This is a genomic window from Neisseria brasiliensis, from assembly GCF_009671065.1.
GTDB lineage: Bacteria > Pseudomonadota > Gammaproteobacteria > Burkholderiales > Neisseriaceae > Neisseria > Neisseria brasiliensis.
On record NZ_CP046027.1, the window covers coordinates 2,057,373 to 2,083,325 of the forward strand.

The following is a 25,953-nucleotide window of genomic DNA, read 5'->3' on the forward strand; positions in this document are numbered from 1 at the left end:
AAAAACCACTAAATCCTAAAATTTGCCGTTTATCTATTTGTAATATATATAGAGAATTTTATGGTTAATTCATTAATATCCGTTGCGTTTTATCCCTGATTGCAAGCATTATTCAGGCGGCCTTTTTGCTATAATGATGCGTTCTCAAAATTATGCCAAGGCCGTCTGAAATGCAAGTCATCCAATACGACAATTCACCTTTCAAACTCCATCAGCCGTTTCCGCCCGCAGGCGACCAGCCCACGGCGATTGCCGGCTTGCTGGAAGGGCTTTCAGACGGCCTTGCTTATCAAACCCTGCTTGGTGTGACCGGTTCGGGCAAAACCTACACCATGGCCAATGTGATTGCCCAAAGTGGCCGTCCGGCCATCATTATGGCGCACAACAAAACGCTGGCCGCCCAGCTTTACGCCGAAATGCGCGAATTTTTTCCCGAAAATGCGGTGGAATATTTCGTGTCTTACTATGATTATTACCAGCCCGAAGCCTATGTGCCGAGCCGTGACTTATTCATTGAAAAAGATTCGGCGATTAACGAACACATCGAGCAAATGCGGTTGAGTGCCACCAAAAACCTGATGACGCGCAACGACGTGATTATCGTCGCCACCGTGTCCGCGATTTATGGTATCGGCGACCCGACTGAATACAAGCAAATGGTGTTGTCAGTGAAAGAAGGCGACACACTCGAGCAGCGCGACATCATTTCTACGCTGGTATCGATGCAGTATGAACGCGGCGAAATGGATTTCAAACGCGGCTCATTCCGTGTGCGCGGCGATGTGATTGACGTGTATCCGGCGGAAAGCTCAGAAAGCGCGTTGCGCATCAGCTTGTTTGACGACGAAATCGACCGACTGGATTTGTTCGATCCGCTTACCGGCGGCAATCTGCAACGGGTGGGGTGCTACACCGTGTTTCCGAGCAGCCATTACGTTACCCCGCGCGACACCGTGTTGCGAGCTTGCGAAGGCATCAAAGAAGAATTGCGCGACCGCATTGAATTTTTTGCCAATGAACAACGCCCCGTCGAGCAGCAGCGCATCGAACAGCGCACCCGTTTCGATTTGGAAATGCTCTATGAAATGGGCTTTTGCAAAGGCATTGAAAACTACAGCCGCCACTTTTCCGGCAAAAAAGAAGGCGAACCGCCGCCAACCTTGATGGATTATCTGCCCGACAACGCCATCATGTTCATCGACGAAAGCCACGTGACCGTGACCCAAATCGGCGGCATGTACAAAGGCGATGCATCGCGCAAACAAAATCTGGTCGATTACGGCTTCCGTCTGCCTTCCGCCCGCGACAACCGCCCGCTTAAATTCCATGAGTTTGAAAAAATCATGCCGCAAACCATCTTCGTGTCCGCCACACCGGCCAAATACGAAGAAGAACACGCCGGACAAGTGGTTGAGCAAGTAGTACGCCCGACCGGCTTGGTCGATCCGATTATCGAAATCCGTCCAGTCGGCACGCAAGTCGATGATTTGTTATCCGAAATCAACGAACGCATCAAAAAAGGCGAGCGCACTTTAGTCACCACGCTCACCAAACGCATGGCCGAGCAGCTCACCGATTATTACAGCGAGCTGGGCATCAAAGTGCGCTACCTGCATAGTGACATCGACACCGTCGAGCGCGTGGAAATCATCCGCGATTTGCGCTTAGGCTTGTTTGACGTTTTGGTCGGCATCAACCTGTTGCGCGAAGGTTTGGACATTCCCGAAGTGTCGCTGGTCGCCATTCTCGATGCCGACAAAGAAGGCTTCCTGCGCTCACATCGCAGCCTGATTCAAACCATCGGCCGCGCCGCTCGTAACGTCAACGGCTTGGCGATTTTGTATGCCGACAAAATCACCGATTCAATGCGCGCCGCCATCGACGAAACCGAACGCCGCCGCGAAAAACAGATTAAATTTAACGAAGAACACGGCATCGTGCCGCAACAAATCAATAAAAAAGTCAAAGATATTATCGATGGTGTATATAGTGATGAAAATGACAGCAAAGCCAAAGGCCGTCTGAAAAACAAAGGCAAGGTGAAAGTCGGCGAGATTCACACCGAAGAAGATGCGATTAAAGAAATTGCCAAGCTGGAGAAACAGATGCAGCAAGCGGCTAGGGATTTGCAGTTTGAAGAGGCAGCGGTCTTGCGGGATAAAATCCGTACCATTAAAGAAAACTTGTTGTTTGGAGCGGAGTAATCTAGTAGGTCGGATACTTGTATCCGACATTTTCTTTGGCTGCAGAAACATTTGCTCAAGACACAAAATTGTCGGATTCAGGAATCCGACCTACGATAAGTTAAATGGGGAATCATCATGCAATACCGCCGTGTTTATCACGCAGGTGGTACATATTTCTTCACGGTGGCCACGCATCAACGCAAACCTATTTTAACCGATGAAACGGTACGCGTTGCATTACGCCAATCTATCTTAACGGTACGCGAAAAATATCCTTTTGAAATTTTGTCATGGGTGTTATTACCCGATCATATGCACACCATTTGGCGATTACCTGAAAACGATGTTAATTTTTCGGAGCGTTGGCGGCAGATTAAGCGACAAAGCCAATATTTGGTGGGGAGTCATGTGAAATTGTGGCAAAACCGTTTTTGGGAGCATTTAATTAGAGATGAATTGGATTTTGCCCAACATTTCGATTATGTTCATTTTAATCCTGTGAAGCACGGCTATGCCGCTCAAGTCGCTGATTGGGAATTTTCTACTTTTCATCGTTGTGTAAAGCAAGGCATTTATCCGTTGAATTGGGGCGGTGGAGATGTTGAGCTTGCGCTTGATTATGATGATTAAACTTGTAGGTCGGATACTCGTATCCGACATTTGCTTGTGGTGCGTAAATATTTGTTTTCTGAACAAAAGTGTCGGATTCAAGAATCCGACCTACAAGGAAGCTTATCTCACTATTGCCATTGATTGTGTTTAAGCACTCAACCTAAAACAAAAGGCCGTCTGAAACATATCTGTTCAGACGGCCTTGTTTTATGGTGAAACCTAAAACTTATTTCGCGGCGGATGCGGCGGCAGAAGCCGGTGCGCTGGCCGGTGTATTGCTTGGCATAGAAGCAGCAGAAGCAGCTTGAGGCATGGCGGCGCTGGCTGCTTGTGAGGCCGGTGCTGAAGCAGGTTCACTGGCCGGAGCCGGTGTGGCTTTGGGTTTGTCATACGCAGCCGGTTTGTCGGCTACGCTGCCGCCGAATGTGGTTTTAAACCATAAAACGATGCTGTCCCATGTGCGGCTGAACCAGCTGCCTTCGGCAACGCTGTTGAGCGCGAGCACGTCTTTTTCGGCCACGACTTCGTTGTCTTTCATCAGCTTAAGTTTGCCTAAGATTTGGCCTTTTTCAATCGGCGCCAAGACGGGCTGCACGGTTTCTAAGATTGGTTTCAGGCTTCTGCCGGTGTTGTGCGGAATGGTGATGTAGGTTTCATCGACAAAACCGATGTTCACGGCGTTGACTGCGCCTTTATACACTTTGACTTGCGAAATGGCTTCGTTGGCGCTGTAAAGTTTAGGTGTATCAAAGGCTTGCAATGCCCAGTTTAACAATTTGCCGCTCTCGGCTGCGCGTGCTTCGATGGATTCGGTACCGACCACAACGGATACAATGCGGCGGCCGTTGCGTTTGCTGGAAGCGGCCAAATTGTAGCCAGCACTTTCGGTATGGCCGGTTTTCAAGCCATCGACATTCGGGTCGCGGTAGAGCAGCAGGTTGCGGTTGGGTTGCTCAATATTGTTGTATTTAAACGATTTAATCGAGAATACGGGATAGTATTTCGGGAAATCTTTAATCAATGCGGCCGACAATAAAGCCAAATCGTTGACGGTGGAAACGTGGCCGTCTGAAGGCAGACCGGTCGGGTTGTTGAAATGGGTGTTGTTCATGCCCAAGAGTTTGGCTTCTTCGTTCATTTGTTTGACGAATTCTTCCACCGAGCCGTTGCCCATGGCTTCGGCCAAGGTGATGGCGGCATCGTTGCCGGATTGAATCACCATGCCTTTAATCAAGTCGCTGACGCTGGCCGGCACATTCGGGTTGAGGAACATACGCGAGCCTTCGATTTTCCAGCCTTGGTCGGACACGGTCAGCATTTGGTCGGCTTTTAAAGTGCCATTTTCCAAGGCTTTGAAGGTGAGGTAGGCGGTCATCATTTTGGTTAATGATGCCGGCTCGATTTGGGTATCGAGATTGTTGGAAGCCAAAACTTGGTTGCTGTATAAATCTTTGACGATAAAGGCGGTGGCGGCGATTTCCGGCGACGTGGTCGGGCTGTTGATGCTCGGCATCAAGATTTCCGGTTGCGCGGCAGAAGCGGCTTGGTCGGCCGGTGCGGATGCGGGATTAGCGGCAGGTTGCGGCGCGGCCAAGGCATGGCTGCTTAATAAGGCGGCTAGGGTCAGGCTGAATAGCGTTTTTTTCATAACTTGGGTATATCAATATTCGTTGGCGTAATGCGTAAAAAAGGCCGTCTGAAAAGCTGAATCGTGAGTTGTGCAAGATTGAATGGCAACAACTGGCTAAAAAAATCAGCAGGATAGAAAGCTGAATATTCAGACGGCCGCTAAAGGACAGCCGCACATTATACCGATTCGGGCTTGATTTGCTAAGATTTTTCTTGCGTTCAGACGGCCTGAGGGGTATGGTTTTACCTTTTCGCTGTTTTGTTGACAAAGTTTGACGAAGATTTTGACGGCGATGGCTTAATTATTTTGTAAACGATTGATTCTAATAGATACCCCATGAACACTCGCCCTTCTTATTCCGATTATCTGATTCGTATTTTGACCGCTTCTGTGTACGATGTTGCGGTGGAAACCCCGTTGGAGCCTGCCCGTGGTTTGTCAGGCCGTCTGAACAACAATATCCTGCTCAAGCGTGAAGACTTGCAGCCGGTGTTTTCATTCAAGATTCGCGGCGCTTACAACAAAATGGCCAAATTATCCAAAGAAGCCTTGGCCTGCGGCGTGATTGCGGCTTCGGCGGGCAACCATGCGCAAGGTGTGGCATTGTCGGCACACCGTTTGGGCTGTCGTGCGATTATTGTGATGCCGGAAACTACGCCGCAAATCAAAATCGATGCGGTTAAAAACCGTGGCGGCGAAGTAGTGTTGAAAGGCGTGTCGTATAACGATGCTTATGATTACGCCATGGAATTGGTAAAAAAAGACGGCTTGACCTACATCGCGCCGTTTGACGATCCCGATGTGATTGCCGGACAAGGCACGGTGGGCATGGAAATCGTGCGCCAGCGTGCGGATAAAATCGATGCCGTGTTTGTGCCGATTGGCGGTGGCGGTTTGGCGGCCGGTGTGGCGGCGTTTATCAAACAAGTTCGCCCCGATATTAAAGTGATCGGCGTGCAAACCGATGATTCCTGCTGCATGAAGCAATCGATTGAAGAAGGTAAAATCGTGCCGCTGAAAGATGTCGGCCTTTTTTCAGACGGCACGGCGGTAAAAGTGGTGGGCGAAGAAACTTTCCGCTTGTGCAAAGAATTGCTCGATGGCGTGATTACTGTCGATACCGATGCCATTTGTGGCGCGATTAAAGATATTTTTGACGACACACGCAGCATTATGGAGCCTGCCGGTGCGCTTGCTTTGGCCGGTTTGAAAGCCTACATCGCCCGCAATGGCGTGCAAAACCAAACCTTGATCGCCGTGACCAGCGGCGCCAACATGAATTTCCACCGTCTGCGCCACGTTTCTGAGCGCAGCGAACTGGGTGAGGGCAACGAAGGTATTTTCGGGGTGACGATTCCGGAAGAACCGGGCAGCTTCCGCAAGTTTATCGATTTGCTGGGCAACCGCAATATCACCGAATTTAACTACCGCTACGGCAATGACGACAAAGCCCATGTGTTTGTCGGCCTGCAAACCGCCGGTTCACGCGATTTGGCGACCATTCACGCGCAGCTTAACGATGCCGGTTTGCCGAATGTGGATTTGACCAACGATGAAATTTCTAAAATCCACATCCGCTACATGGTCGGCGGCCGCACCGATAAGGTGAAAAACGAACGCTTGGTTAGCTTTGAGTTCCCTGAGCGCCCGGGTGCATTGGCGCGCTTTTTGAACCACATGCAAGGCGGCTGGAACATTACCTTGTTCCATTACCGCAACCACGGCGCGGATTACGGCCGCATTTTGGTCGGCATTGACGTGCCGCCTGCTGATGAAGCCGCGTTTAACGAATTTTTAGACAGCTTGGGTTATGTTTATCAAGACGAAACGGATAACCAAGCCTATCAATTATTCTTGGCGTAAAAAACAAAGGCCGTCTGAATGTTCAGACGGCTTTTGTAATAGTCGTTTCAAATAAAAATCATACTGCGTTTATATTTAAGGTAAAACTTGATTAAACCTGCCAATCAATTTCCGCCAAACCTTGCGCCTTTAAATACGCATTGGCTTGCGAGAAATGGCGGCAGCCGAAAAAGCCACGATAGGCGGAAAGCGGCGAGGGATGTGGCGCGGTCAACACCAAGTGACGGCTGCGGTCGATAAAAGTGCCTTTTTTCTGTGCGTGGCTGCCCCACAGCATAAACACAATATGCTCGCGGTGTTCGTTAAGCTGGGCGATTACGCGGTCGGTGAAGCGTTCCCAGCCTAAAGGCGCGTGCGAATGCGCTTGTCCGGCGCGCACGGTCAACACCGTATTGAGCAGCAACACGCCTTGTTCCGCCCAGTGCTGCAAATAGCCGTGTTGCGGAATGTGAAAGCCTTCGATGTCGGTGGCCAATTCCTTATAAATGTTCGCCAAAGAAGGTGGAATCTGAATATCCGGCCGCACCGAAAACGACAAACCATGCGCCTGACCTGCGCCGTGATACGGATCTTGCCCCAAAATCACCACTTTCACCTGATGAAACTCGGTTGCCTTAAACGCATTAAACACATCCGCCGCCGGCGGATAAATCACCCGCCCCGACTGCCGCTCTTGCTTGACCGTGTCGATAATGTGTCGGAAATAGGGCTGCTCTTTTTCCGCGCCGATGGCTTCGTGCCAAGTTTGCATAATCGTCTGCCTGTAAACATCAATGCTGCGGATTATAGCATTTTCAGACGGCCTGAAGGCTGTTTGAATGTGTCTTTGAACGGCGCCGATAAATCCATTAAAATAAACATAAAACCGTTTTCATTTACCCGAAAGGAAACATCATGCGTTCACACCGATTGCGCGAACTTTTAGAATTGCTCGAGCCTTATTGGAAACAAGAGCCGGAAATGCACTTAACCCAAATTTTGCAGAAAATTGCCGACGAAGCAGGTTTTGACAAGCCGGTTGCCGAGTTGACCGACGAAGTGATTATCTATCATTTGAAAATGCACGGCAAAGACAAAACCGCGCCTGTGCCGGGAATTGCCAAAGATTACCAAGAAGATTTCAAAACCGCATTGCTGCGTGCGCGTGGGATTTTGAAGGATTGAAAAAAGGCCGTCTGAAAATTATTCAGATGGTTTTCTCTAGACTAATCATTTTCACTTGCCGTAATAACTGCAAGCGTTTGGTTATCAGGGTTATATACGCTCAAACACCACACGCCCCACCAATCCAAGCCTTCATCGAAGTAATTGCTGAATAATGAATTTTCTTGGAAATCATCGGCATATGCTTGATGGCTAACCCAGTCCAAAATTTTGGCTTGAGATTGGTTTAATCCACATAAATCGCAGAAATCCAACCATAAAGCCAAACGTGCAGCTTCATCAATGTTTTGTAACTCATAGGGTGGGTGAATGAACTGATGGCAAAGCTGTGCGCCCCAGTTTTGTGTATATTCAACATGGTTTAAAGACATTTCGTCATAAGCTTGTTGAGGCGATAAAGGCGGTAATGGTGCACAAGACATGCGCTCGGGCATTAAGCGTAAAGTAAAGTATGCATCATCGTCTGCCATTTTCTTAAGCAAGCGTTGTTGGTCTTGTTGATGGCTTTTGGGGTTGGGATGGGCTCGAATATTGTGTAGCTTATGAAGATTTTCTGTGTGTACTTTTTGTCGTAAATCGTCATATTGCGGACGAATCACGTTTTCAAAAAATGCGATGACAGCAGCTTGGTGGTCAGCTTCTGTGGGCGCAGTTGCTTGAGGCCATTTTTTAACGCTGAATTGAAAAGCGCAACCGGATTGTTGCATTCGATATATTAAATCTTGCTGTTGTGTTGTCATGAATAAGGGATGGTTGTGAGGAAGCATTTTTATTCCTTAAAAAAAGCTTTCATGGATAAAAGGCCGTCTGAAAATCAAATCGATTGTTCAGACGGCCTTTGCCATGTTCAAACCTTATTTCAATGCACGAATACCCACCGCATCGCGCACTTCGTCCAACAACACACGCGCTTCTTTGCGGGCTTTGGCGGCACCGGCCTGCAAAATCTCTTCGATTTGGGCGGGATTGGCCGTCAGTGCCGCGTAGCGTTCGCGCGGTTCGGCCAATTCGGCGTTGATTTTGGCGGCCAACAGTTTTTTCGCTTCGCCCCAAGCCAAGCCTTCGGCCAGCATTTGGGTAAATTCGGCGGTTTCAGACGGCGTGGCGAAGGCTTTATAGATTTCAAACAACGGGCTTTCGTCGGGCTGTTTCGGTTCGCCCGGCTCTTTCAGGTTGGTGATGATTTTGTTGACCGATTTTTGGGTTTTCTTGTCGTTTTCCCACAGCGGAATGGTGTTGCCGTAGGATTTTGACATTTTACGGCCGTCTAAGCCGACCAGCAATTCAACCTGCTCGTCAATTTTCACTTCGGGCAGGGTGAACACTTCTTTAAAGCGGTGGTTGAAGCGGCCGGCGATGTCGCGTGCCATTTCCACGTGTTGGATTTGGTCGCGGCCGACGGGAACTTCGTTGGCTTTAAACATCAAAATATCGGCGGTCATCAAAATCGGGTAGCTGTATAAGCCCATTTCGATTTGGTGGTCTTGGTCTTCTTGGCCGTTGTTGAGGTTATCCTGCACGGCGGCTTTGTAGGCATGGGCGCGGTTCATCAGGCCTTTGGCGGTGATGCAGGTCAGAATCCAATTGAGTTCCATGATTTCAGGAATGTCGCTTTGGCGGTAAAACGTGGTGCGCTCGGGGTCAAGACCGCATGAAAGCCAAGTGGCGGCCACGGCTTGGGTGGATTCGTGAATCATTGCCGGATCGTGGCATTTGATGATGCCGTGGTAATCGGCGAGAAACAGAAAAGATTCGGTATCATCGGCTTGCGCGGCGCGGATGGCCGGGCGGATGGCACCGACATAGTTGCCCAAGTGGGGAATACCGGTGGTGGTAACACCGGTAAGAACGCGTTTTTTGCTCATGGTGGATTCCTGTGTTTCGGCTTGAAAAGGCCGTCTGAAAAAGAATAGGGCTTGATTATACCTGATTTGTAGGGATTTTTTCAGACGGCCTTAAAGATAAGGGAAAAGGCCATCTGAAAAGTTATGCACAATTTTAATTATATATAAAACAATAATATAAGATAAAATCATCAAAAAATACGCATTCGCATATTGAGTTATCCACAGATGGCTTTATATAGGGGTTAACAGAATATTTCCACGAGAAGGAAGCAAAAGATGAGATTCGACAAACTTACCGCAAAATTCCAACAAGCGCTGCAGGAAGGTCAAAGCTTGGCCTTAGCCGCAGACAACAGCTATTTGGAAGCAGGTCATGTTTTAAAAGCATTATTAGACGATCAAAACAGCGGCGCGGCGGCATTGCTGGCGCATGCTGGTGTGAATGTGGCGCAGGTGAAAGCCGAATTGCAAACCTTGTTGAACGGTTTCCCGAAAGTATCGGGCAATGGTGGCGAGATTTTACCGAGCCGTGAATTGCAGGCTGTCTTGAACCTGATGGATAAAGCCGCAATGAAGCGCGGTGATGCCTATATTGCCAGCGAATTGTTTTTGTTGGCTTTGGTGCAGCAAAACGATGCCACCGGCAAAGTGTTGAAAAATGCCGGTGCGACCGAGCAAAACATCAATGCGGCGATTGATGCTGTGCGTGGGGGACAAACCGTGAATGACGCCAATGCAGAAGACCAACGCGAAGCCTTGAAAAAATACACCACCGATTTAACCCAGCGCGCCCGCGAAGGCAAGCTCGATCCGGTGATTGGCCGCGATGACGAAATCCGCCGCGCGATTCAGGTGTTGCAACGCCGTACCAAAAACAATCCGGTATTGATTGGCGAACCGGGCGTAGGTAAAACCGCCATTGTAGAAGGCTTAGCGCAGCGCATTGTCAATGGCGAAGTGCCGGAATCGTTGCGCGGCAAACGTCTGCTGGTGTTGGACTTGGCGGCCTTGATTGCCGGTGCGAAATACCGCGGCGAATTTGAAGAACGCTTGAAAGCCGTGTTGAACGACTTGGCCAAAGACGATGGCAACACATTGATTTTCATCGATGAAATCCATACTTTGGTCGGCGCAGGTAAAACCGATGGCGCGATGGATGCCGGCAATATGTTGAAACCGGCTTTGGCGCGCGGTGAATTGCACTGTATCGGCGCGACCACTTTAGACGAATACCGCCAATACATCGAAAAAGATGCCGCGCTGGAACGCCGTTTCCAAAAAGTATTGGTGGGCGAACCGAGCGTGGAAGACACGGTAGCGATTTTGCGCGGCTTGCAAGAGCGTTACGAAATTCACCACGGCATCGACATTACCGACCCGGCGATTGTGGCCGCAGCCGAATTGAGCGACCGCTATATTACCGACCGTTTCCTACCCGATAAAGCCATTGATTTGATTGACGAAGCTGCCAGCCGCATCAAAATGGAATTGGATTCCAAACCGGAGCAGATGGACAAACTCGACCGCCGCATTATCCAGTTGAAAATGGAAAAAATGCACGTTGAGAAAGAAAGCGACGAAGCCAGCAAAAAACGCTTGGAGCTGATTGACGAAGAAATCGATGGTTTGCAAAAAGAATACGCCGATTTGGACGAAATCTGGAAAGCGGAAAAAGCCGCATCGTCCAGCTCGGCCGATATCAAAAAACAAATCGATGATTTGAAAGTGAAAATCGAGCAGGCCAAACGCAGCGGCGATTATGCCAAAGCGTCTGAGCTGGAATACGGCGAACTGCCGAAATTGAGCGAGCAACTGGCCGCCGCCGAGAGCAATCCGGAAACCAAAAAAGCCAACAAACTTTTCCGCACTGAAGTGGGCGCGGACGAAGTGGCCGAAATCGTATCGCGCATGACCGGCATTCCGGTGGCGAAAATGATGGAAGGCGAGCGCGAGAAACTGCTGAAGATGGAAGAAGTATTGCATCAGCGCGTGGTCGGCCAAGACGAAGCCGTGCGTGCCGTGGCCGATGCCATCCGCCGCAGCCGCAGCGGTTTGGCCGACCCGAACAAACCATACGGCAGCTTCTTGTTCTTAGGCCCGACCGGTGTGGGTAAAACCGAGTTGTGCAAAACGCTGGCCGGTTTCTTGTTCGACAGCGAAGACCATTTAATCCGCATCGATATGTCGGAATACATGGAAAAACACAGCATCGCCCGCTTAATCGGCGCGCCTCCGGGCTATGTCGGCTACGAAGAAGGCGGCTACCTCACCGAGCAAGTACGCCGCAAACCGTATAGCGTGATTTTGCTGGACGAAGTCGAAAAAGCGCATCCCGATGTGTTCAACATCTTGCTGCAAGTGCTAGATGATGGCCGCCTGACCGACGGACAAGGCCGCACGGTGGACTTCAAAAACACCGTAGTGGTGATGACCTCGAATATCGGCAGCCAGCACATTCAGCAAATGGGCACCGCCGATTACGACGCGCTCAAAGAAGTGGTGATGGAAGATGTGAAAGAGCATTTCCGCCCTGAGCTGATTAACCGCATTGACGAAGTGGTCGTGTTCCACGGTTTGGCGCAGGAACACATCCGCAGCATTGCTAAAATCCAGTTGCGCGGTTTGGAAAAACGCTTGGCAGCGCAAGACTTGCATTTGCGTGTGTCTGATGCGGCGTTGGACATCATCGCCGAAGCCGGTTTCGATCCGGTATATGGCGCGCGACCTTTGAAACGCGCGATTCAAGCCGAGATTGAGAATCCGCTGGCCAAAGCCTTGTTGTCCGGCCGTTATGCACCGGAGAGCGTGATTAACGTAACTGCCGACGGCGACCGCTTGGCATTTGAATAAGCTTAGCTGATTAGTATTAGTTGGTTTAGCAGGCCGTCTGAAAGAACTCCATCTTTCAGACGGCCTTTTGTTTTTATCTTAAATAAGAATAGATTTCATTCGTATTTTAATTTAAGATAAACACCATAGCGTTTTATCGATGGAGTAGTGCGCATGAAATTCAATTTTCCCATTGCCGTCAATATGCACGAATTTTTGAAAACCGGCCGTTTTGATTACATAGAAATCGGCCAAAGCGACGAGCAGATTTTGCAGATGTTTCCCGATCCCGATTGCACATCGCAAGGCTTAATCGTCAAGCAGGGCTTGAATATTTGGCTTTATGGCAACATCGAATTTCATTTTTCAGACGGCATATTGAGCCAAATCCGCTTGGAGCATCTGCCTTTTGGCAGCTTAGACGGCGGGCGTTCGATTTTGCTGCATCCTTGGCTATTTGGCCAGCCGGAAAAGCTGAATTTGAATTTTGTACTCAACCAATTAATCCGTCATCACATCGATTTTTTCAAAATTGAAGATGCGGCCAACGTGATTTTACGCCTGCAAAGCGGTGTGGATTTGGTATTTGAAAAAGACAGGCAGCAGCGTTTGAATACAGTGTGCAAACGTAAAGCGGCATTACCGCAATGGTTGTTGGAGGCCGTCTGAACACATTTAAATGATATTGAATGATGAATAAAAGGTGTAAGGCGTTATCGGTTTGGCTATTCTTTAAAATTAATTGAAATAATCTACTAAATAAGAAAGATAATATTTTAATTATTTTCAAAAACGAAATAAAATTGCTTAAAGCGAGTTTTTCATCTTTTCATGCTAAGGTTAAAATAGCGCATGAACAAACCCTAAGGAAGAAAAGATGAGAAAATTATTGATGGCTGCCGTGTTGTCGGCATTGGCTGTTCAAGCGCACGCCGCAGCAGCACCGGATACTTTGGCAAAAGTGATGAAAAGCAAAGAATTGCTGGTGTGCTCACCGATGATTACAAGCCTTTCAGCTTTGACAATAATGGAAAATTTGAAGGCATCGACAATGATTTGGTCGAGAGTTTGGCACAAAGCATGGGCGCGAAAGTCAAGATTGTGAAAAGCAGCTGGCCGACTTTGATTGCTGATTTCAAATCAAAATGTGATTTGGGTGTGGGCGGTATTTCGATTACGTTGCCGCGCCAGCAGCAAGCGTTGATGAGTGAGCCGTATTTTACCAATGGCAAAACACCGCTGGTGCGCTGCGAAGATGTATCTAAATACCAAACGGCCGAACAAATCAACCAGCCGCATGTGCGTATTGTGGCCAATCCGGGCGGCAGCAACGAAAATTATGCCCGCACGGTATTGACCAGCGCCAAGCTGACCATGCACCCTGAAAACCTGACCATTTTTAATGAAGTGGCAGAAGGGCGCGCGGATGTGTTTGTGACAGAAGCAGCCGAAGCGATTGTGAAAACCCATGAACACAAAGGCGTGTTGTGCGGCGTGAATCCGGATAAACCGCTGCGTCCGGCGCAAAATGCTTGGCTGATTCGTGACAATGATTTCCGCTTTAAAGCTTATGTTGACCAATTCCTGCGTTTGGAAAAATTATCCGGCGGATTGGATCAAACCATCCAACGCTGGTTGCCTCGCTAAGTTTTCAATACATAAAAAGGCCGTCTGAAAAATCATTTTCAGACGGCCTTTTTACTAAATGATTATTTCAAAATCGATGAAGAATTTTTATTTCCTTCCACAATCTTCAAGCCTGCGGAAACCAAGCTGCCGATGTCGGCCACGTTGGCCGGCATAATCAAGGTATTGTTTTCTTTAGCCAGTTTGCTGAAGGCTTCGACGTATTGTTCGGCCACTTTCAGATTCACCGCTTCATTACCGCCCGGGTGTTGCAAGGCAGCGGCCACGGCGCGGATGGCATCGGCGTTGGCTTCGGCCACCAAGCGCAGGGCTTCGGCTTCACCTTGGGCGCGGTTGATTTGCGCTTCTTTTTGGCCGCGTGATTCGTTAATCGCTGCCTGCATTTCGCCTTCGGATTGTTGAATCTCGGCTTCACGCTGACCGCTGGCCAAGTTGATTTGCTCGATTTTGCGGCCTTCCGATTCGGCGATGCGGGCGCGTTTTTCACGCTCAGCGGTAATTTGTGCCTGCATTGAGCGCAGAATTTCTTGCGGCGGAACCAAGTCTTTGATTTCGTAACGCAACACTTTCACGCCCCAAGAAGTGGCTGCTTCGTCTAGCGCAGCCACGACGATGCTGTTGATTTCGTCACGCTCTTCAAAGGTTTTATCCAATTCCATGCGGCCGATAACCGAGCGCAGAGTGGTTTGCGCCAATTGGGTAATGGCCATAATATAGTTGCTAGTGCCGTATGAAGCGAGCTTTGGATCGGTTACTTGGAAATAAATAATGCCGTCAACGGTAAGCTGGGTGTTGTCGCGCGTGATGCAGACTTGGCTGGGTACATCAAGCGGAATTTCTTTAAGCGTGTGTTTATAGGCCACGCGATCGATAAAGGGAATCAGAATGCTCAAACCGGGATTAAGCACTTTGTGAAAACGCCCCAAACGCTCGACCACATAGGCTTCTTGCTGCGGCACGACCACAAAGGCTTTAAAGCCGAAGACGATTACCGCCGCCAAAATCAGAATTGGAAAGCTGTATAAAATTTCCATGTTTTTTCCTTAATGTGAATGGATTAATGTAAGTGAATCAATAAAATATTGCCGTTTTTGCCGGTAATCACGCCGGTTTGTGCGGTGGCAGCGGCTGGTGCATTCAATGCCTGCGCCTGCCAATGTGTGCCGCGATAAATCACTTCGTAATAATCGGTGTGTAAATGGCGTGAAATCTGCACGGTTTGGCCGACATCGAGATCATTGGCAAGGTTTTCAATTTCATCCGGCTTGCGGTGTTTTTGAATCCAACCGCGCGCCCACCAGATGCCTAAAGCGGATAAAACAGCTGCGGTAAGAATCGCAGCCACGGTGTTGGCGGTCAACCATGCCACTAAACCTGCGCCGAATAAAGCAGCACTCACCACCATCAGATAAATCGTGCCGATAAACAGCTCGAGTATCAGCAGGGTGGCGGCTAAGATAAACCAAATCATTGCGCGTCTCCTTATTATTGTTGTGGTTAAATCAATTAAATGTATCAAATAGCTTTGGAAATTAAAAGTTTTATAGCATATTTTTACATATTCATTTGTAATAAAAAAGGCCGTCTGAATGTTTCAGACGGCCTCGTTTAAATCGGTTACGAAAATAAAGCCTTATAAATCAAGTAGCCACCAAAGCACAAGAAAAACAAGCCGGAAAAATTATCCAAATAGCGGCTGTAGCGGCTGTAAAACCGTTTCACGGCTTGGCCGGAAAACAAAACCGCCAAACCGGTGAAGAAAACGATGGTTTCCACCCAAAGCAGCAGCAAGACACCGGCAATTTGCCATGTTTCGGTGATGTCTGCCAACACTGCCGACATCACGCTGCTGAAATAGACCACGATTTTGGGATTGGAAAGATTGACGAACAAGCCCTTTTTCATCTCGTTCAAAGGGGTGGTAGGCGTGGCAGCCGCAGCGGCTTCGGCATGGCGGAAATCGGCGTTTTGCCGCACATTCACCATTTTCCAACCCAAATACATCAAATAACTGCCGCCCAAACACATCAATACGGTGTTGAACATCGGAAAGGTTTTCAACAGCAGCGATAAGCCGAGCATGGTGGCGCTGGCCCAAAACATCACGCCGGTGACGATGCCCAATACGGCAAACACGGCATTTTTGCGGCCGTGTAACGCGGCGGTGCGGGCGATGTAGAAAAAATCGGGGCCGGGGCCCATCATGCCGAGCAGGTGGATGATAATAATGTTCCAAATCATGGGGTTTTTCGTGGGCTTGGTGGGTGTTAAAACCATTACAGGGTGGCTATAATAACATTTTCTGAATCATTCCGAATCGTTAGGATAGAAATCATGCGCAAATTTTTCTTGTTGTTATTGCCAATAATGCTGGCGGCCTGCGGTGGCCAGTCTGATAAACCGGCCGATGAAGCGCAAGCCGGTGTACCGCCGAAGCCTTTGTTTAAAGTGAAATATATTGATGAGGGCGCGATTAACGGTTTGGCATTGGGTGCTGCGCAAGCAGGTCAAACGGTTGACGGCAAGCCGAGCGCAGTCTATCCGATTGAGGGTATGGGTGATGGCAACCAAGTCGAGCTTATCGGTGAGCGCGGCAACGATTTAGAAATGATTCGCGGCACCTGTATGGAAACCGATGGTGGTAAAAACATCGGTTGGCGCAAAGACGGTACCTGCCACACTTTATTTGCCAAACTGGTGGACAATGTGGCGGAAGACAGTGCTAAGCTGACCGATTATCTGATTAGCCATGCCGGTTTGAAATCGTATTCTGAAAACAAATCGGGCTATGCCGCCGTACAAACCGGCCGCTATATTTTGGAAGCCGACAGCGATGGCGCATTTTTCTTCCGCCGCCGCAATTATTAATTGATTTTCAGACGGCATTGAAGCATTAGGCCGTCTGAAAACATTCTGAAAGGAATTTTATGGAACAGCGCAAACTCGGTCGCACCGGCATTGAAGTGAGCAAAATCTGCTTGGGCACCATGACGTGGGGCGAGCAAAATACCGAACAAGAAGCTCATGAGCAGCTGGATTACGCTTTGGCCAACGGCGTGAATTTTATCGACACGGCGGAAATGTATCCTGTGCCGCCGGGTAAGGAAACCTATGCCACCACCGAGCGCTATATCGGCTCATGGATTAAAGCGCGTGGCAAGCGTGATGATTTTGTGTTGGCAAGCAAAATCGCCGGCCCGACCGGTGCCAACCGCTTGGAAAGTTATATCCGCAACGGCAACGACTTTTCGCGCGCGCAAATCCTAGAAGCCTGTGATGCCAGTTTGCAGCGTTTGAACACCGATTATTTGGATTTGTACCAACTGCATTGGCCGGAGCGCAAAGTGAATTTCTTCGGCAAATTGGGCGTAGCCGACTTGCCGGCTGACGAAGCCTTTACACCGATTGAAGAAATCGTCGATGCTTTGGGCGAATTGGTGAAACAGGGCAAAATTCGTGCCTTCGGTTTGTCGAACGAAACGCCGTGGGGTACGATGCGCTATCTCAACCAACACGAACAAAACACCGATTTGCCGCGCGTGGCTTCGGTGCAAAATCCGTACAACCTGCTCAACCGCAGCTATGAAGTGGGCTTGAGCGAAATTTCTTTGCGTGAAGACATCCCGCTGTTGGCTTATTCGCCGCTGGCGTTTGGCGTGTTGACCGGTAAATACCGTCACGGCGCGAAACCGGAAGGCAGCCGCTTGGCTTTGTTTGAACGTTTCCAACGTTACACCAAGCCGAAAGCGGAAGAAGCGGTCGAGCGTTATGCCAAAATCGCCGAAGAAGCGGGTTTGACGCTGACGCAATTGTCTTTGGCGTTTGTAACGCAGCAAGCGTTTGTCGGTAGCAACATCATCGGTGCGACCACGATGGATCAATTGCGCGAAAACATCGCCACGGCTGACGTGGTGTTAAGCGAAGATCTATTGAATGCGATTAATGATGTGCATGCCGAAATCAGCAATCCTTGCCCTTAATCATTAAGCGGTAGAACAAGGCCGTCTGAAAACAAATCAGGTTTTCAGACGGCCTTGATTACGTTAATATTACCTGATGCAGCTTACGGCTGAAAATGGAGGCCGTCTGAAAATAAATACAATCATCACAAAGGAAGAGAACATGGCATACCTGACTTACCGTTTAGTGCAAATCAGTTCAGCGGCGATTAAAGCGGCCGATGTTTATTACTACGATGCCGTCGGTTTGAAAATTCGTGAGTTGCGTGTATTGCGTTTGCTGCACGATATGCCCGGTAGTACGCCGACAGAGTTATTGGAAAATTTGGAACTGGATAAAACGCTGTTGTCGAAAAATTTGGCCGCTTTGGAGCAGCGTGGTCTGATTACCCGTACGGTAGATGAACGCGATAACCGCCGCCAATGCCTGCATTTGAGCAAACGCGGTGAAGAAGCTTGGTTGGTGGCGGAAACCATCGGGCACAATTTGGAAAAAGACATGTTTGCCGATTTATCTGATGAAGAATGGGCGCAATTGCAAAACTTGCTTGAGCGTGCGTTGGAATCGTTTAATAAATGGCAGAAAAGCCATTCTTAATCTTAATAAGCAAATTAAACAGGCCGTCTGAAATTCAGACGGCCTGTTTAATTTTTGATTTACAAGGTTTGCACATCAAAAGGCTGATTGATTTTGTTCCATTGCTGGCTTTCGTATTCCAACGCTGAAGCAATCAATGGATGCTTGTCGAGCCAAGCTTCGCTGATGCGCAGCAACACGCTTTGCTTGTCTTCATCGGTGCGGAATTGCAGTTGGTTCGGCAATTCCAGCGGCAAACGTGCGCGGCAGAAGAGTGCAGCCAAGCGCAGCGACAAAATGGCATACCACAGCATTTGATCGTCGCCGACGACATCAACCATTTTTTTCAAATCGCCGCGATGGCCGAGCACCAATTGCGACAAGATGATTTGTTCTTTGCGTGAAAAGCCAGGCATATCGGCGTATTCTAAGATATAGGCCGAATGTTTGTGGTAGCCGGTGTGGGCGATGTCTAAGCCGATTTCGTGCAGCAAACCTGCCCAGCGCAAGAATTGCTTCCAATTGGCCAAATCCTGCACTGGCACATTCAGCGCCAAACACATATTTTCCATAAAGGCTTGAGCCGTTTCCGACACGCGCTTGGCTTGGTTTTGGCTGACATGGTAGCGTTTTTGGAATTCGGCTGTGGTTTGGTCGCGCATGTCGGCGTTTAATTTACGGCCGATGAAATCGTAGAATACACCGTCGCGCAATGCGGCTTCGGTGACCATCATTTTTTTGATTTCCAGCTCTTCAAAAGCCGCCATCATCACGGCCAAACCGCCGGCGAATACTTCCACGCGCTCTGGTTTTAAGTCGCTTAATTTGGCTTTTTTCACCGAACCGGCATCGATGATGCGGTCGGCCAGCTTTTTCATGCCTTCGTAAGTGATGTCGGATTCTTGCGGATATTCGGCAGCCAATACGTCACGAATAGATTTGGCCGAGCCGGAAGTGCCCACCGAGAAATCCCAACCGGTTCGTTTCATCATTTTGCTGATGCGCTGAATTTCGTTGCGCGCGGCAGAAATGGCGGCTTGGAAATCTTTGGCGGTGATTTTGTTTTGGAAAAAACGCATGCTGTAGGTCACGCAGCCTAAAGCCAAGCTTTCGGTGTTGGTCGGCTTTAAGTCTGAACCGATGACAAATTCTGTCGAACCACCGCCGATGTCGATGACCAACATGCGGTCGCCGTTGGGTGGTAGGGTGTGCACCACGCCGGTGTAAATCAAACGTGCTTCTTCGCGGCCGGCAATAACTTCAATCGGAAAGCCTAACGCAGCTTCTGCTTTGGGAATAAATTGGGCAATATTTTTAGCGACACGGAAGGTATTGGTAGCCACTACGCGTACTTGCTCAGACTGAAAGCCTTGCAGCCGTTCACCAAATTTAGCCAAACACTCCAAAGCGCGTTGTTGTGACTCTTCGCTAAGGAATTTTTGTTCGTCCAAACCGGCAGCCAAGCGCACCATTTGTTTGAAGGAGTCAATAATTTTAAGTTGGCCGTTATTATTTTCACAGATTTGCAGGCGGAAGCTGTTGGAACCTAAGTCCACAGAAGCAAGAAGGTTTGAGCTGGGGGCTGTCATAGGAATGAATCGGATGGGATAAAATGAAGACGTTATGTTACATGGCGCCAAAAATACTGTCATCCCCCAATGTGGATATCCTTTGATTCAGTGCAAAGATACTCATATAATAGGTCGTCTGAAAAATAAACCCGATATTCAGACGGCCTGTTAAACGGCATAAATCCTATATTAATAATATCTGTAAACACAATACGTTAGCTCATGGAAAAAACTGCTCATCTGATTGTTGAACCTTCTTTATCACGCCGCCGCTTGCTGATTGCGGGCGGCGCCTTGCTTTTTAGCCCCGCTTTGGCCGTTGCCGGTGCGCAACGCGAAGAGACGTTGTCGGACGATGTGGCATCGGTGATGCGCGGCTCGATTAATAATGTTAATCCGGCGCGTTTGGTGTTTGCCAGTGCGGCGGAAGGCGAGCGTTGGCTGCAAACCATGTCGTCGCGTTTGGCAAGATTCGTGCCTGATGCCGCAGAGCGCCGCCGTTTGCTCATCAATATTCACTACGAAGCCAGCCGCGCCGGATTGGATCCACAAGTGGTATTGGGTTTGATTGAAGTGGAAAGCGCGTTTCGCCAATATGCGATTAGCGGCGTGGGGGCGCGCGGTTTGATGCAGGTGATGCCGTTTTGGAAAAACTACATCGGCAAGCCTTCGCACAATCTTTTCGATATCCGCACCAACCTGCGCTACGGTTGCACCATTTTGCGCCACTATAATAATGTGGAAAAAGGCAATTTGGCGCGCGCGTTGGCACGGTTTAACGGCAGCTTGGGCAGCAATAAATATCCCAATGCCGTTTTGGGTGCATGGCGCAACCGCTGGCAATGGCATGGCTGATGGATTTTGCATACGAAATCAGGCAGCTGCGATAAAGCAAATGCAAAGAAATTTGAATCCTGTATAATCTTTCCGTTAACGACTTTTTAGGTTTCAGACGGCCTGATGCTTCATCAGGCCGTCTGAAAAATAATGATGGCTAGAGATAACCGCATACAAATGTTTCCGCACGAATGGCGTGCCAGCACGACGCTTTCAGGTGTCTATGCGCTGCGCATGCTGGGTATGTTTTTGGTGTTGCCGGTATTGGCTTTATATGCGGCAACCTTGCCCGGCGCGGAAAATAATAAAGCCTTAATCGGCTTGGCAATGGGTATCTACGGCTTGACGCAGGCCTTGCTGCAATTGCCAATGGGCATGGCTTCGGATAAGTTTGGCCGTAAAAAAGTGATTTACATCGGCCTGATTATTTTTGCTGCCGGTAGCTTTATGGCGGCGGTGGCCGATTCTTTAACCATGCTGGTGGTGGCGCGTGCTTTGCAGGGCGCAGGTGCAGTGAGCGCGGCGGTAACGGCTTTACTGGCGGATTTGACGCGCGATGAAGTGCGCACCCGTGCCATGGCGATGATAGGCTTGAGTATTGGCCTGACTTTTTCCGTGAGCTTGGTATTAGCGCCGATGATATCGGCTTGGATTGGCGTGCAAGGCTTGTTTGCCCTGACCGGTGTGCTGACACTGATCAGCATCGGCGTGGTGGCATGGTTAACGCCCAATCCCGAACAATCCCGCGTGCACGATGATGCGCAAGCCCAGCCGGGTCGGGTGGCGGAAGTATTGAAAAACCGTCAATTATTAAGCTTGGATTTCGGTATTTTCGCGCTGCATGCGGCGCAAATGGCGCTGTTTACCACCTTACCATTTGCCATGGAAGCATTGGGCTTGCTGAAAACCCAGCATTGGAAAGTATATCTGCCGGCAACCATCATCGGCTTGGTGTTGATGGTGCCGTTGATTATTGTCGGTGAAACACGCAATAAGCTGAAACAAGTGTTTATTTTCGGCATTGCGTGTATTACTTCGGCGCAAATCGCTTTGATGTTCGGCCTGAACTCGATTTGGCTCATCACGGCGTTTATGATTATTTATTTTATTGGTTTCAATGTGTTGGAAGCCAGCCTGCCATCGATGGTGTCGAAAATCGCGCCATCGGATTTGAAGGGCACGGCAATGGGTGTGTACAATACCATGCAATCCATCGGCCTATTTGTCGGCGGTACGATTGGCGGGGTGTTGTTCCAGCATTACGGTTTCAATGGTGTGTTTGCCTTTTGCAGCGCGTTGATGTTGGTGTGGTTGCTGATTGCTTGGGTGTCACCAGCGCCGAAGCCGGTGAAAAACATAGCTTATGCGGTGCAGCCGCAATGGCAGGGGCGAACCGATACACTTTACCATGCGTTGACCGGATTATCCGGTGTGGAAGCGGTGACGTTCAGCCAAGACAAACAAACCGTTTATATTAAAGCGTTGCAAAAAGGTTTCGACCCGTCGGCGGCGGAAAAAATCATTTCAGGAGATTAATATGTCATTGAATAAAGTCATCCTTATCGGCCGCTTGGGTCGTGATCCGGAAGTCCGTTACATGCCCAACGGAGAAGCGGTGTGCAACTTCAGCGTCGCCACCAGCGAAACATGGAATGACCGCAACGGCCAACGCCAAGAGCGTACCGAGTGGCACAACATCACTATGTATCGCCGTTTGGCTGAAATCGCCGGCCAATACCTGCGCAAAGGCAGCCAAGTATACTTGGAAGGCCGTATCCAAAGCCGTAAATACCAAGGCAAAGACGGCATCGAGCGCACTGCTTACGACATCATCGCCAGCGAAATGAAAATGCTCGGCGGCCGCAACGATAATTCAGGCGGCGCACCTTATGATGGTGGCGGCTATGACCAAGGTAGCTATCAAGGTTCGCAAGGTGGTTACCAACAATCGGCACCACAGCAATCTTATCAATCTGCTCCGGCTCACCAGCAAGAAGCGCCAAGCGCGCTACCGGCTGCCCCAGCTCGCCGCGCACCAACTACTCCGGCTGCTCCGGTTGACGATATTGATGACGATATTCCGTTTTAATCATTAAGCATAAATAGGCCGTCTGAAAAACTGGTTACATTTTTTTCAGGCGGCCTATTGCTTGTGTACCCAATAAACCACGAATCGCCGTGAAATCCTCTTTTGGGATTGCGGTTTTCAGGTTTGGTGGTACAATAACGCTATTCAATTTCTTACGAACAAGCCGCCGAACACAGGCGGCTTGTATTTTTATTTTGCGCCCGCGGTCTGACCGACCGTGGGCGCGACACCATCAATGAAGAAGCGTATAAACGCTTTGCGGAGAACATACCATGCAAAAAATTCCATTGACCGTGCGCGGCGCAGAATTGTTGAAACAAGAATTACAACACTTGAAAAGCGTTGCCCGTCCGGAAGTGATTGAAGCGATTGCCGAAGCGCGTTCGCACGGTGATTTGTCGGAAAACGCCGAATACGAAGCTGCCAAAGAGCGCCAAGGTTTCATCGAAGGCCGCATTTCCGAATTGGAAAACAAATTGTCTTTGGCACATATCATCAATCCTGCCGAAATCCATGCCGAAGGCAAAATCGTGTTCGGCAGCACCGTGACCTTGGAAGACTTGGAAACCGAAGAGCAAGTGACCTACCAAATCGTCGGTGAAGATGAAGCCGATATTAAAGAGCGCAAAATTTACGTCGGCTCACCGATTGCCCGCGCTTTAATCGGAAAAGAAGAAGGCGATGTCGCGGAAGTGCAAGCGCCGGGTGGTGTGCGTGAATACGATATCATTTCGGTGCAATATATTTAATGGGGCTTAGGAAGCAAAATCATCAAAAAACCTGATAAGCTCCTAATATGAAAACAAAAAATAAGTATCAAAAGTTCAGCAAAATTTCAGAGCAAAAGTTTAGAGAAATAATCCGCTGTTTCGCTCTTGATTTGACCGCTTCCGATACTGCTAAAATGACCGGCATTAGTGTACGCAGTATCAATCCTATTTTCCTGAAAATCAGACACAGGATTGCTGCTCTGTGCGAACAAAGCTCACCACTGTCCGGTGTGGTCGAATTAGATGAATCTTACTTTGGTACGCGACGTATCAGGGGTAAGCGCGGTCGCGGAGCGTCAGGTAAAACCATCGTATTTGGCATACTGAAACGCAATGGCGTGGTCTATACGGAAATCGTTCCCGACGCTTCGAAAGCCTCACTAATCAAGGTCATACGTGGTCACATATCTGCTGACAGTGAAATCAATACTGACGGCTGGAAAGCATATGACGGTCTTGTCGATATGGGCTATGAGAAGCATTACCGTGTCCATCATGGTTCCAATGAGTTTGCTCGAGGAAAGCAACATATCAATGGTATTGAATCTTTTTGGAGTTATGCTAAGGGGCGTTTGGCTAAATTTCATGGTATTTCCAAAGAGATGTTTTATCTGCATCTCAAAGAAACGGAGTTTAGGTTTAACCACCGGCATGAAGATTTAGGTAAAATATTAATGAAGATGCTTCGAAATAACCCAATTTAATATTTTTGCTTCCTAAGCCCCATTTAATTTATCTATTATAAGGTAATAAATCCGTTATGGGATTTGAACCAGGCCGTCTGAAAGCATATACTTTCAGACGGCCTGATTAACAAGGGAGAAATGATGAATAAATTGGTTGTTGCTTTAGCCGGTATATGGCTGGGTATGCAAGTGATGGCAGGCTATGTTGCCGCGCCGGTCTTGTTTAAAAGTTTGCCTAAATTGCAGGCCGGTGCAATTGCGGGCGAGCTGTTTAACGTGGTGTCTTACACCGGTTTGGTGGTTTGGGCATTGGTGTATTTTGTCGGCAAACGTGTTGCGGCGGTGCGCAACGTGCAATCAATCAACGGTAAATTGATTGCGGTATTGTGGCTGGGGTTGGCTGCCAATCAATTTTTGGTGACACCGGTGATTGAAGCGCATAAAACACAAACCACCAATTGGTTGCTGAGCTTAACCGGCGGTTCATTCGGCATGTGGCACGGTATTTCCAGCTTGATTTACATGATTTGCGCGATTTTGGCGCTGGTGCTGGTGTGGCGGATTTCTGCTTTGGAATGGAAGTAAATCTAAAAAATCAAAAGGCCGTCTGAAAATCATTTTTTCAGACGGCCTTTATAATGGAATCGTTTAATCGGTTTACATTTCTAAGTTTTTACGCCATAAAACCAATAATTTACCAATGTGTTGCACCAATTGCGCATCCACCGCTTCGCACAATGCATTGCAGATTTCTACGCGCTCTTGGCGATCGTCACCCAATACGCGCACTTTAATCAATTCGTGAGCGGTGAGGGCAGCATCGGTTTCTTTGATCACAGATTCTGTCAAACCGTGTTGTCCGATCATTACCACCGGATTCAGGTGATGCGCGCGGGCTTTGAGTTCCAAAATTTCTTTGGTGCTTAATTTATCGTCAGTCATGTTTGTATTGCTTAAATTAAAAATAATAATCTGATATTGTACGCGATTTAACGGCGGGCTGCGAGAAAATAACGTACAATAGAGCCATTCAATTTTCACATTCACACACTATGGCAGTACGTTCCAAATCTTCTAAAGCATGGCTCAACGAGCATGTGAACGACCATTATGTCCACATGGCGCAAAAAGACGGTTATCGTGCGCGTGCAGCTTATAAGCTTTTGGAAATCAACGAAAAAGACAAGCTCATCAAGCCGGGCACGATTTTGGCTGATTTGGGCAGTGCACCGGGCAGCTGGTCTCAGGTAGCAGCCAAATTGGTCGGTAAAAACGGCCAAGTATTTGCTTTGGATATTTTGCCAATGGACGAAATCGAAGGCGTTTCATTCATTCAAGGTGATTTTCGCGAAGACGATGTGTTGGCGCAATTTGAATCGCTGTTGGATAATCGCCCCTTAGACCTTGTAATTTGTGATATGGCACCCAATATGTCGGGTAATGCCGTGACCGATCAGGCCAAGAGCTTTTATTTATGCGAATTGGCTTTGGATTTTGCTGCCAACCATTTGAAAACAGGTGGTAATTTTTTGGTTAAAGTATTTCAGGGAGCAGGCTATCAGGAATATCTGGCGGCCATGCGGGTGGTTTTTGGCGTGGTGCAAACACGCAAGCCTGAGGCTTCCCGCAATCGTTCCAGTGAGATTTATTTATTGGGCAAAAATAAACGCTGACAATATGGGCAGC

The 25,953-nt window shown here is 48.7% G+C and carries 26 protein-coding genes; 17 read left to right on the forward strand and 9 right to left on the reverse strand.

What is annotated here, in order from left to right:
• Nucleotides 1-170: 170 nt before the first annotated feature.
• Nucleotides 171-2,204 carry an excinuclease ABC subunit UvrB gene (uvrB, locus tag GJV52_RS10265; RefSeq protein WP_100563969.1) on the forward strand — a complete coding sequence of 678 codons (2,034 nt, stop codon included), beginning with the start codon at nucleotides 171-173 and terminating at the stop codon, nucleotides 2,202-2,204.
• 117 nt (nucleotides 2,205-2,321) lie between these two features.
• Nucleotides 2,322-2,816, forward strand: a complete 495-nt coding sequence (locus GJV52_RS10270) for an REP-associated tyrosine transposase (RefSeq protein ID WP_095503766.1) — start codon at nucleotides 2,322-2,324, stop codon at nucleotides 2,814-2,816.
• A gap of 208 nt (nucleotides 2,817-3,024) precedes the next feature.
• Here GJV52_RS10270 and GJV52_RS10275 read toward each other — a convergent pair whose 3' ends face one another.
• A complete protein-coding gene (locus tag GJV52_RS10275) occupies nucleotides 3,025-4,446 on the reverse strand; it encodes a D-alanyl-D-alanine carboxypeptidase family protein (RefSeq protein ID WP_100563967.1) in 1,422 nt (473 codons plus the stop codon).
• A 318-nt stretch (nucleotides 4,447-4,764) separates the two neighbouring features.
• On the opposite strand from GJV52_RS10275, the gene ilvA reads away from it, so the two are divergent.
• Nucleotides 4,765-6,291: a threonine ammonia-lyase, biosynthetic gene (gene ilvA / locus GJV52_RS10280; protein ID WP_095503764.1), complete on the forward strand. Its 1,527-nt coding sequence runs from the start codon at nucleotides 4,765-4,767 to the stop codon at nucleotides 6,289-6,291.
• Nucleotides 6,292-6,382: 91 nt separating this feature from the next.
• Here the strand turns inward: ilvA and ung are convergent, their stop codons facing one another.
• Complete coding sequence (ung, locus tag GJV52_RS10285; RefSeq protein ID WP_095503575.1) at nucleotides 6,383-7,042, reverse strand: uracil-DNA glycosylase; 660 nt, start codon at nucleotides 7,040-7,042, stop codon at nucleotides 6,383-6,385.
• Between the two features lie 143 nt (nucleotides 7,043-7,185).
• Between ung and GJV52_RS10290 the strand changes: the two genes are divergently transcribed.
• On the forward strand, nucleotides 7,186-7,455 hold the full coding sequence (locus tag GJV52_RS10290; protein ID WP_095503576.1) for a YihD family protein: 270 nt from the start codon (nucleotides 7,186-7,188) through the stop codon (nucleotides 7,453-7,455).
• A gap of 41 nt (nucleotides 7,456-7,496) precedes the next feature.
• Here GJV52_RS10290 and GJV52_RS10295 read toward each other — a convergent pair whose 3' ends face one another.
• A complete protein-coding gene (locus GJV52_RS10295) occupies nucleotides 7,497-8,222 on the reverse strand; it encodes a hypothetical protein (RefSeq protein WP_154143287.1) in 726 nt (241 codons plus the stop codon).
• A gap of 87 nt (nucleotides 8,223-8,309) precedes the next feature.
• Nucleotides 8,310-9,320 (reverse strand): tryptophan--tRNA ligase, encoded by a 1,011-nt coding sequence (gene trpS / locus GJV52_RS10300; RefSeq protein WP_095503578.1) that lies wholly within the window; start codon nucleotides 9,318-9,320, stop codon nucleotides 8,310-8,312.
• Between the two features lie 258 nt (nucleotides 9,321-9,578).
• Between trpS and clpB the strand changes: the two genes are divergently transcribed.
• From clpB to GJV52_RS10315, 3 genes are all read left to right on the forward strand, one after another.
• Nucleotides 9,579-12,152: an ATP-dependent chaperone ClpB gene (gene clpB / locus GJV52_RS10305; RefSeq protein WP_095503579.1), complete on the forward strand. Its 2,574-nt coding sequence runs from the start codon at nucleotides 9,579-9,581 to the stop codon at nucleotides 12,150-12,152.
• Nucleotides 12,153-12,305: 153 nt separating this feature from the next.
• On the forward strand, nucleotides 12,306-12,800 hold the full coding sequence (locus GJV52_RS10310) for a hypothetical protein (RefSeq protein WP_100563965.1): 495 nt from the start codon (nucleotides 12,306-12,308) through the stop codon (nucleotides 12,798-12,800).
• Between the two features lie 318 nt (nucleotides 12,801-13,118).
• Nucleotides 13,119-13,778: a transporter substrate-binding domain-containing protein gene (locus tag GJV52_RS10315; protein ID WP_198511408.1), complete on the forward strand. Its 660-nt coding sequence runs from the start codon at nucleotides 13,119-13,121 to the stop codon at nucleotides 13,776-13,778.
• A gap of 62 nt (nucleotides 13,779-13,840) precedes the next feature.
• Here the strand turns inward: GJV52_RS10315 and GJV52_RS10320 are convergent, their stop codons facing one another.
• The 3 genes from GJV52_RS10320 to GJV52_RS10330 form a co-directional block, all read right to left on the reverse strand.
• Nucleotides 13,841-14,812 carry an SPFH domain-containing protein gene (locus tag GJV52_RS10320; protein WP_095503582.1) on the reverse strand — a complete coding sequence of 324 codons (972 nt, stop codon included), beginning with the start codon at nucleotides 14,810-14,812 and terminating at the stop codon, nucleotides 13,841-13,843.
• Nucleotides 14,813-14,835: 23 nt separating this feature from the next.
• Nucleotides 14,836-15,249 (reverse strand): NfeD family protein, encoded by a 414-nt coding sequence (locus GJV52_RS10325; RefSeq protein WP_095503583.1) that lies wholly within the window; start codon nucleotides 15,247-15,249, stop codon nucleotides 14,836-14,838.
• Nucleotides 15,250-15,395: 146 nt separating this feature from the next.
• Entirely contained in the window at nucleotides 15,396-16,019 is a 624-nt protein-coding gene (locus tag GJV52_RS10330; RefSeq protein ID WP_198511407.1) for a LysE family transporter, read from the reverse strand.
• A gap of 90 nt (nucleotides 16,020-16,109) precedes the next feature.
• Here GJV52_RS10330 and GJV52_RS13105 point away from each other — a divergent pair, with 90 nt between their 5' ends.
• The 3 genes from GJV52_RS13105 (at nucleotide 16,110) to GJV52_RS10345 (ending at nucleotide 18,335) form a co-directional block, all read left to right on the forward strand.
• Nucleotides 16,110-16,646 carry a hypothetical protein gene (locus tag GJV52_RS13105; RefSeq protein ID WP_195690091.1) on the forward strand — a complete coding sequence of 179 codons (537 nt, stop codon included), beginning with the start codon at nucleotides 16,110-16,112 and terminating at the stop codon, nucleotides 16,644-16,646.
• A 59-nt stretch (nucleotides 16,647-16,705) separates the two neighbouring features.
• Nucleotides 16,706-17,758, forward strand: coding sequence for an NADP(H)-dependent aldo-keto reductase (locus tag GJV52_RS10340; RefSeq protein ID WP_100563962.1), 1,053 nt, complete (start codon nucleotides 16,706-16,708; stop codon nucleotides 17,756-17,758).
• 142 nt (nucleotides 17,759-17,900) lie between these two features.
• Nucleotides 17,901-18,335, forward strand: coding sequence for a MarR family winged helix-turn-helix transcriptional regulator (locus GJV52_RS10345; RefSeq protein ID WP_095503585.1), 435 nt, complete (start codon nucleotides 17,901-17,903; stop codon nucleotides 18,333-18,335).
• 59 nt (nucleotides 18,336-18,394) lie between these two features.
• On the opposite strand, the gene ppx is transcribed toward GJV52_RS10345, so the two are convergent.
• Entirely contained in the window at nucleotides 18,395-19,903 is a 1,509-nt protein-coding gene (gene ppx, locus GJV52_RS10350) for an exopolyphosphatase (RefSeq protein WP_100563960.1), read from the reverse strand.
• A 204-nt stretch (nucleotides 19,904-20,107) separates the two neighbouring features.
• On the opposite strand from ppx, the gene GJV52_RS10355 reads away from it, so the two are divergent.
• From GJV52_RS10355 to GJV52_RS10380, 6 genes are all read left to right on the forward strand, one after another.
• Nucleotides 20,108-20,740, forward strand: coding sequence for a lytic transglycosylase domain-containing protein (locus GJV52_RS10355; RefSeq protein WP_095503587.1), 633 nt, complete (start codon nucleotides 20,108-20,110; stop codon nucleotides 20,738-20,740).
• Nucleotides 20,741-20,875: 135 nt separating this feature from the next.
• Complete coding sequence (locus tag GJV52_RS10360) at nucleotides 20,876-22,258, forward strand: MFS transporter (RefSeq protein ID WP_100563977.1); 1,383 nt, start codon at nucleotides 20,876-20,878, stop codon at nucleotides 22,256-22,258.
• Between the two features lies 1 nt (nucleotide 22,259).
• The gene (locus GJV52_RS10365; RefSeq protein ID WP_100563959.1) at nucleotides 22,260-22,811 is read left to right on the forward strand and encodes a single-stranded DNA-binding protein; all 552 of its coding nucleotides are present in this window, start codon (nucleotides 22,260-22,262) and stop codon (nucleotides 22,809-22,811) included.
• 272 nt (nucleotides 22,812-23,083) lie between these two features.
• Nucleotides 23,084-23,560, forward strand: a complete 477-nt coding sequence (greA, locus tag GJV52_RS10370; RefSeq protein WP_095503589.1) for a transcription elongation factor GreA — start codon at nucleotides 23,084-23,086, stop codon at nucleotides 23,558-23,560.
• A gap of 47 nt (nucleotides 23,561-23,607) precedes the next feature.
• Nucleotides 23,608-24,285 (forward strand): IS1595-like element ISNme3 family transposase, encoded by a 678-nt coding sequence (locus tag GJV52_RS10375; protein WP_154212896.1) that lies wholly within the window; start codon nucleotides 23,608-23,610, stop codon nucleotides 24,283-24,285.
• Between the two features lie 123 nt (nucleotides 24,286-24,408).
• Nucleotides 24,409-24,852, forward strand: a complete 444-nt coding sequence (locus tag GJV52_RS10380; protein WP_100563179.1) for a DUF4149 domain-containing protein — start codon at nucleotides 24,409-24,411, stop codon at nucleotides 24,850-24,852.
• A gap of 72 nt (nucleotides 24,853-24,924) precedes the next feature.
• Here the strand turns inward: GJV52_RS10380 and yhbY are convergent, their stop codons facing one another.
• A complete protein-coding gene (yhbY, locus tag GJV52_RS10385) occupies nucleotides 24,925-25,209 on the reverse strand; it encodes a ribosome assembly RNA-binding protein YhbY (RefSeq protein WP_100563177.1) in 285 nt (94 codons plus the stop codon).
• 110 nt (nucleotides 25,210-25,319) lie between these two features.
• On the opposite strand from yhbY, the gene GJV52_RS10390 reads away from it, so the two are divergent.
• Nucleotides 25,320-25,940 (forward strand): RlmE family RNA methyltransferase, encoded by a 621-nt coding sequence (locus GJV52_RS10390; RefSeq protein WP_100563174.1) that lies wholly within the window; start codon nucleotides 25,320-25,322, stop codon nucleotides 25,938-25,940.
• Nucleotides 25,941-25,953 lie beyond the last annotated feature (13 nt).

Bases quoted from the DNA above. Each gene is read 5' to 3' on its own strand.
- GJV52_RS10340 (WP_100563962.1), top strand. From the start codon at position 16,706: ATGGAACAGCGCAAACTCGGTCGCACCGGCATTGAAGTGAGCAAAATC.
- GJV52_RS10310 (WP_100563965.1), top strand. From the start codon at position 12,306: ATGAAATTCAATTTTCCCATTGCCGTCAATATGCACGAATTTTTGAAA.
- ppx (WP_100563960.1), bottom strand. From the start codon at position 19,903: ATGACAGCCCCCAGCTCAAACCTTCTTGCTTCTGTGGACTTAGGTTCC.
- GJV52_RS10330 (WP_198511407.1), bottom strand. From the start codon at position 16,019: ATGATTTGGAACATTATTATCATCCACCTGCTCGGCATGATGGGCCCC.
- ung (WP_095503575.1), bottom strand. From the start codon at position 7,042: ATGCAAACTTGGCACGAAGCCATCGGCGCGGAAAAAGAGCAGCCCTAT.
- GJV52_RS10390 (WP_100563174.1), top strand. From the start codon at position 25,320: ATGGCAGTACGTTCCAAATCTTCTAAAGCATGGCTCAACGAGCATGTG.
- clpB (WP_095503579.1), top strand. From the start codon at position 9,579: ATGAGATTCGACAAACTTACCGCAAAATTCCAACAAGCGCTGCAGGAA.
- GJV52_RS10355 (WP_095503587.1), top strand. From the start codon at position 20,108: ATGGAAAAAACTGCTCATCTGATTGTTGAACCTTCTTTATCACGCCGC.
- ilvA (WP_095503764.1), top strand. From the start codon at position 4,765: ATGAACACTCGCCCTTCTTATTCCGATTATCTGATTCGTATTTTGACC.
- GJV52_RS10380 (WP_100563179.1), top strand. From the start codon at position 24,409: ATGAATAAATTGGTTGTTGCTTTAGCCGGTATATGGCTGGGTATGCAA.
- yhbY (WP_100563177.1), bottom strand. From the start codon at position 25,209: ATGACTGACGATAAATTAAGCACCAAAGAAATTTTGGAACTCAAAGCC.
- GJV52_RS10375 (WP_154212896.1), top strand. From the start codon at position 23,608: ATGAAAACAAAAAATAAGTATCAAAAGTTCAGCAAAATTTCAGAGCAA.
- greA (WP_095503589.1), top strand. From the start codon at position 23,084: ATGCAAAAAATTCCATTGACCGTGCGCGGCGCAGAATTGTTGAAACAA.
- GJV52_RS10360 (WP_100563977.1), top strand. From the start codon at position 20,876: ATGGCTAGAGATAACCGCATACAAATGTTTCCGCACGAATGGCGTGCC.
- GJV52_RS10270 (WP_095503766.1), top strand. From the start codon at position 2,322: ATGCAATACCGCCGTGTTTATCACGCAGGTGGTACATATTTCTTCACG.
- GJV52_RS10325 (WP_095503583.1), bottom strand. From the start codon at position 15,249: ATGATTTGGTTTATCTTAGCCGCCACCCTGCTGATACTCGAGCTGTTT.
- GJV52_RS10295 (WP_154143287.1), bottom strand. From the start codon at position 8,222: ATGCTTCCTCACAACCATCCCTTATTCATGACAACACAACAGCAAGAT.
- GJV52_RS10320 (WP_095503582.1), bottom strand. From the start codon at position 14,812: ATGGAAATTTTATACAGCTTTCCAATTCTGATTTTGGCGGCGGTAATC.
- GJV52_RS10365 (WP_100563959.1), top strand. From the start codon at position 22,260: ATGTCATTGAATAAAGTCATCCTTATCGGCCGCTTGGGTCGTGATCCG.
- GJV52_RS10275 (WP_100563967.1), bottom strand. From the start codon at position 4,446: ATGAAAAAAACGCTATTCAGCCTGACCCTAGCCGCCTTATTAAGCAGC.
- trpS (WP_095503578.1), bottom strand. From the start codon at position 9,320: ATGAGCAAAAAACGCGTTCTTACCGGTGTTACCACCACCGGTATTCCC.
- GJV52_RS10290 (WP_095503576.1), top strand. From the start codon at position 7,186: ATGCGTTCACACCGATTGCGCGAACTTTTAGAATTGCTCGAGCCTTAT.
- uvrB (WP_100563969.1), top strand. From the start codon at position 171: ATGCAAGTCATCCAATACGACAATTCACCTTTCAAACTCCATCAGCCG.
- GJV52_RS10345 (WP_095503585.1), top strand. From the start codon at position 17,901: ATGGCATACCTGACTTACCGTTTAGTGCAAATCAGTTCAGCGGCGATT.